The organism is Paraburkholderia mimosarum LMG 23256 = NBRC 106338 (assembly GCF_000739815.1).
Taxonomy (GTDB): Bacteria; Pseudomonadota; Gammaproteobacteria; order Burkholderiales; family Burkholderiaceae; genus Paraburkholderia; species Paraburkholderia mimosarum.
Window position 1 is genome coordinate 1 of the sequence record NZ_BBJJ01000166.1, and the last position, 4,967, is coordinate 4,967.

General features: G+C 58.2%; 4 protein-coding genes. 3 read left to right on the top strand and 1 reads right to left on the bottom strand.

Annotated features, from left to right (window positions below):
* Positions 1-363: tyrosine-type recombinase/integrase (locus BMI01S_RS35860; protein ID WP_042292746.1), on the top strand; the 363-nt coding region annotated here is incomplete at its 5' end.
* Positions 364-558: 195 nt separating this feature from the next.
* Here BMI01S_RS35860 and BMI01S_RS35865 read toward each other — a convergent pair.
* Positions 559-1,035 carry a hypothetical protein gene (locus BMI01S_RS35865; RefSeq protein ID WP_028215468.1) on the bottom strand — a complete coding sequence of 159 codons (477 nt, stop codon included), beginning with the start codon at positions 1,033-1,035 and terminating at the stop codon, positions 559-561.
* 320 nt (positions 1,036-1,355) lie between these two features.
* Here BMI01S_RS35865 and BMI01S_RS35870 point away from each other — a divergent pair, with 320 nt between their 5' ends.
* Entirely contained in the window at positions 1,356-4,163 is a 2,808-nt protein-coding gene (locus BMI01S_RS35870) for a TrlF family AAA-like ATPase (RefSeq protein WP_028233002.1), read from the top strand.
* 501 nt (positions 4,164-4,664) lie between these two features.
* Positions 4,665-4,874: a hypothetical protein gene (locus tag BMI01S_RS35880; protein ID WP_156123899.1), complete on the top strand. Its 210-nt coding sequence runs from the start codon at positions 4,665-4,667 to the stop codon at positions 4,872-4,874.
* Positions 4,875-4,967 lie beyond the last annotated feature (93 nt).

Consider the following 4,967-nt stretch of genomic DNA (forward strand, 5'->3'; position numbering starts at 1 on the left):
CGCTGGCGCCCGGAAACACCCGTTATCGGCAGTCTCGACGGGGGCACCCCTGCCGACAGCGGCGCCGACAATCACACCAGCATCAGCAGCGTGCGGCTGTGGGGCGTGCTGCGTCGTTTTTTCCGGCTCGCGGCCGATGCCATCGAAGCCGACCATCCGCCCCTCGCCGACAAGCTGCGCCGCGCGAGCCCGCACTGGATGCGCCACACGCACGCCACGCACGCGCTGGGTCGCGGCGCGGAACTGACCACCGTGCGCGACAACCTTCGGCACGCGTCCGTGTCGACGACCTCGATCTATCTGCACAGCGATGAAGTCAAGCGCGCGCGCCAGATCGGCGACGCTTTCGTGGTCCGGAAGTAAGACCGGGCCCGAGCTGGAAAGACACCTCCGGGACTGGGCGGTTTGGCGCATTCGCCGACGGGACGGCGGCGGCCAGTTGCCAGCGTTCGCCAGCAGGCAGGTCCCGGCCATCTACGGACGTTCGACCGCGTTTTCAGGGAGACATTCGAACGTCTACACCGCCCAGACAACGGACCTTCGTGCGCGGATCACCGCCTAGGCGTCTACCGCTGAAAGTGGCCATCGCAGACGACCGATCGATTTCAGCTTGGTGACAGCTAGTGCGCCACGTTCGTTTCGAGCTTTCGAGCCGGGGGCCGCGAGGGCATCGAGAACCGCAGCACGATCAGCCTCCCAAATTGACGCGGCATTAAACTCGGAATCCAGCAGGACCATCAACACAGCATCCCACTCCTTGTTTGGTTGAATCGATCCTAGCCGCTGACCGGGCGTGCAGCCACTCGGAAGATACCGCCCCTTGATCTGCAACATTCGCAGCTTTCCATCGACGAGCTCGGTCGCATCATAGCCAGCTTGCCTCGCGGGAGTAAGCGAAACACCAAGCAGACGTGCGGCTTCATACTCCGCCACCTCTCCGGTTATCCCTAGCGGCTTTCCTGTCAGCTTGTAGTAACGTTGCGCTACTACCTTTGCTTGAGCGAGCAAAGCCAAAACCGCGTCATTTTCTTTCATACGGGTATGTCAGCCAACGTGAGCGGTGCGCCTCGTACTGCGAGTCTTAGATAATACTAGTAGCATGGCCAAACTCCTACGTCGAACAGGTGCTTCACCGATACATCACCGACTGCGGTCTTCGGCCATTATTGGCGAGTCGTTGCGGTCCGCCATCCCCAATCCAAGTTGAAGCATGATCCGCCGCCTGCACGCGTAAATGCCATTTCGATCTCGCCCGGTCAAATGCCCGTACACCCGGGATCTGGGCATAGAGACTCAGGGCTTGAAACGAATGCATGTGCCGACGGCAAAAATTTCTAGGACGGAGGAGTCGAGATATGGCCGAGTACGATGGGATGAGATGGGTTCGCTGTGACTTGCAGATCCAGACGCCAGAGGACTCCAAACACTGGCTGGACGACGAAACAAAGCTTGCAGAGCCACGGACCGAGACGGACATTCAGGCGAAAGCACGCGTATACCTCAAACGTTGTCATGCCGTTGGACTCCATGTAATCGGCGTGACGGACCACAATTTTTCTTCGAGAACTGATCCGCGTGAGTGGTTTCTGACGCATCTCATTGAGCAAAACAAGACGGTCGCAGAGCAAGAGAGTCGCCAACCCCTTGTGATTTTCCCTGGATTCGAGATTGACATCGGTTACCACCTGTTGTGTTTATTTGAGCCCGTCAAGAAGGGGGAGAAGCTGGCAAGGATCAGTGATGTCCTCAGCACACTCGGGCTGGCCCCCACCGCTCGCTTCAACGCCGGCCAACCGGCTCAGCTGAGGCACGACAATGCGGCCGTTTCGCTACGCACAATTCTTGCTAAGGTGCAGGACGAATGTGGCGGCATCGTGATTGCTGCGCACGCCTTTAGCAATCGAGGCATCTGCGACGATTCGGCGAATATCGGCGACTTTGCGCTGCCTAATCTTCTCTGCGTTGAGGTCAGCGAATTTCCTCTAAAGTCGAAGGCAAAGGCAGTGCTGGAAGGGACCGACTCGAGTTGGAAGCGAGTCGGAAGGCCGCCTGCATACATTATGTCGTCCGATACCAAGTCTCTGCAAACCGACGAGCATGGTAAGCCGAACCCCAACTCGTTGGGCTACAGGAGCAGTTGGCTGAAGATGTCCCAACCCTCTATCGAGGGTCTACGACAAGCGTTCCTAGATAGCGACTCGCGAATCCGGCTGACAGACGCCTGTCCGTCTGACCAAGAAGCCCATCCGCGAATCATCAGCGTTCGAGTCAAGGGCGCCGCGTTCCTTGATGACCAAGAGGTGAATTTCTCCCCGAACCTCAACTGCATCATTGGTGGACGAGGGACTGGTAAGTCGTCAATGCTCGAGTATCTGAGGTTTGCACTAGAGACAAAGCCCGCTGATGGACTGCCAGAAGACATCAAGCAGAAGCATGACAGTCTGCGTAAGACACTCGAGGGCGCTAATGCGGAAGTCCACGTCACTTTTGAGGCATCGACTGGTGTCCTTGACACGGTCGTCATCAAACAGTCAGAGCACCGTCGGTTCATTGCAGACCGTGAGGTCGCCGACCTGAATACGGTGCTTGAGCAGATTCAGGTGCAGTTCTTCAGTCAGGGCGAACTCACTCGATTGGCGAAGCCAGGTCAAAACCATGTCTTGAGGCTCGTGGATGCGGCGACCGGTGACGTCCTTGCAATCCTTGCAAGGAGCGAGCGCGACCTAAAAGGGCAACTTGAGCAGCTAGGCGCAGCCGCGCATCGGGCAAAGGCGATCAAAAGTGAGGTGCAGCGCCTGACACAGGAGGTCGAGGAGCTGGGAAGGCAGTGGCAGGCACGCAAAGACATTCAAGTCGACGCGGCTGTGCAGCAGCGGGCGAAGCGTGCGTCAACATTTGTGACTGACGTCATCGCAGCAGCCGAAGCAGATGCCGCAGCGGTCGAGCGATTGGCTGACGAAGAGATAGCTAATCAACCCACAATGCCTGAGGCGGCTGATGAATGGCCTCAGGTTGAATGGCTGCGCCAAGCGCACGATGCCATGTCGGTCGCGCGTCAGGAGTACCAATACGCGCTGAAGGATGCAGCATCTAAATTCCGTCTCGCGTTGGGGGTGAACTTCGGCGAGACGTCTCAGTGGCCGGTGATTCGCGAGGAGCTGAATGAAGCCGAGCAGCGGTTCGTGGATGCCTGCAAGGCGAAGGGACTTCAGCCTGACGACGTTACCCGCTTGCAGGAGGTCGACCGACAGCGACAGAGCAAGCAGCGCGAGTTGGATGAGGAGAAGAAGCAGTTTGACGACCTCACTTCGCAGGCCGCTGGTTGGGGTGACAAGCTCGCAGCCCTTCACAAAGTATGGCGCGACCAGTTCGAGGCGCGGAAGCTTGCCTGCGAGAGAATCCAGAGCGCCACGAAAGCAACGTCAATTGAAGTGAACTTCATGCGGGATGAAACCTCGTTTCTTGAGATATGGCAACGCTTAAATCCGCACGACAATCGAAAGCGATTAGGCAAGAACTGGGACGAAATCGGTGCGGCACTGTTTGAAACCCATGCTAAGAACGCCTCGGCCAACTCACCATGGGAATTGATCGAGCTATGGCGGACGTCGGCTGACGATCTGATCGAGGCGCCGCAAGTGCTGTATTCAAACTTCACCGAACTGCTCGCGCATCTCGACTCTGACGCGACGCGCCGCACTTGGGAGGAAGTTCGGCTTACGAGAGTCGCGGACTTCGTGGACGTGGAACTCATGCGGCCTGATGGTGTCAGCGCGGGAAAGATGAGCGGCGCAGGTGGACGCCTCCTTTCAGAAGGTCAGCGCAATACGGCGCTGCTCAATCTAATGCTGGTGCAAGGAAGTGGCCCGATAGTCATTGACCAGCCCGAAGACGAATTGGATGCTAGCTACATCTTCAGCGACCTCGTCCCGCTCATCCGAAGCGTCAAGTCTCGTCGCCAGCTTATCATCGCGACTCACAACGCCAACCTTCCGGTCAACGCGGACGCAGAGCTTATTTACGCCATTGAAGCTAGCGAGGGCCGCGGCCGTCTGCTTGCAGAGGGTGGTCTCGACCGGGGGCCTGTCACGTTGGCTGTCCTGAACATCATGGAGGGGTCAGAGCAGGCGTTCAAACAGCGAAGCGAGAAGTATCATTTTTAGGGATTTCGGCCTTGGTCACCGCACTCAAAACTCCGAACGAATGTTCGGACGGGCGATCGTCTGACCGAGCATGTGGCGGCAAGCAGGTTTGCGCGGACGTCTGCTGGACCCCGAAAGTTGCCGTCTAGGTTGCACGCTTCGAGCGACCGAGTTGGGTCGATTTGACCCATTCGTCTTCGCACCGAAGTGACGCGCCCAGAGCCGACCAGCATTATTGAAGGTACATCTCGAGCGATAACTTCGTGTAGTTCGCCCACTGCGCAATCTGACACCCGGCGGGACCAATTGTGCGGAGAAGCAACTCCGATTGCACGAGGCACGTCGGCCGATACAGTTCGAACAGCGCAACGCCCACGCCGAAACGGTTCGCATACGTTTGGCGTCGGCACACGGACGATTCTCATCGCTGTTCTTTTTCGCTCGGCGTGTTGAATAAAGGTGGCAGCTCGCCCGTTTACTCTCGATCCCAACCAACGCTCCTCCAGGCGCGGGAGGCCGAACATGAAACGGATCCACACGCTGCGCGCACCTATGGACGGCATGTTACTGGCCGACAGTATGGCACGCGGCGGTTCAGTGCACGCCCTGCAACACCCGATCACCACCCGTGTTTCCAACGGCAATGGTTCCACAGCTCGCGTCGACGCAAATCTGAAGCATTCGTGGAGCATTGCCTTCAATCCGAAAAGCGTCGCCTGGGTCGCCAAGTGAAACCCAGGAACGCTCGCGCGCCGTGAACCGGACCGCAGTCCTCTCTCGCGCTAACGCACGGCGCAATTTCTCGCCAGTCACACTATGGAGGAG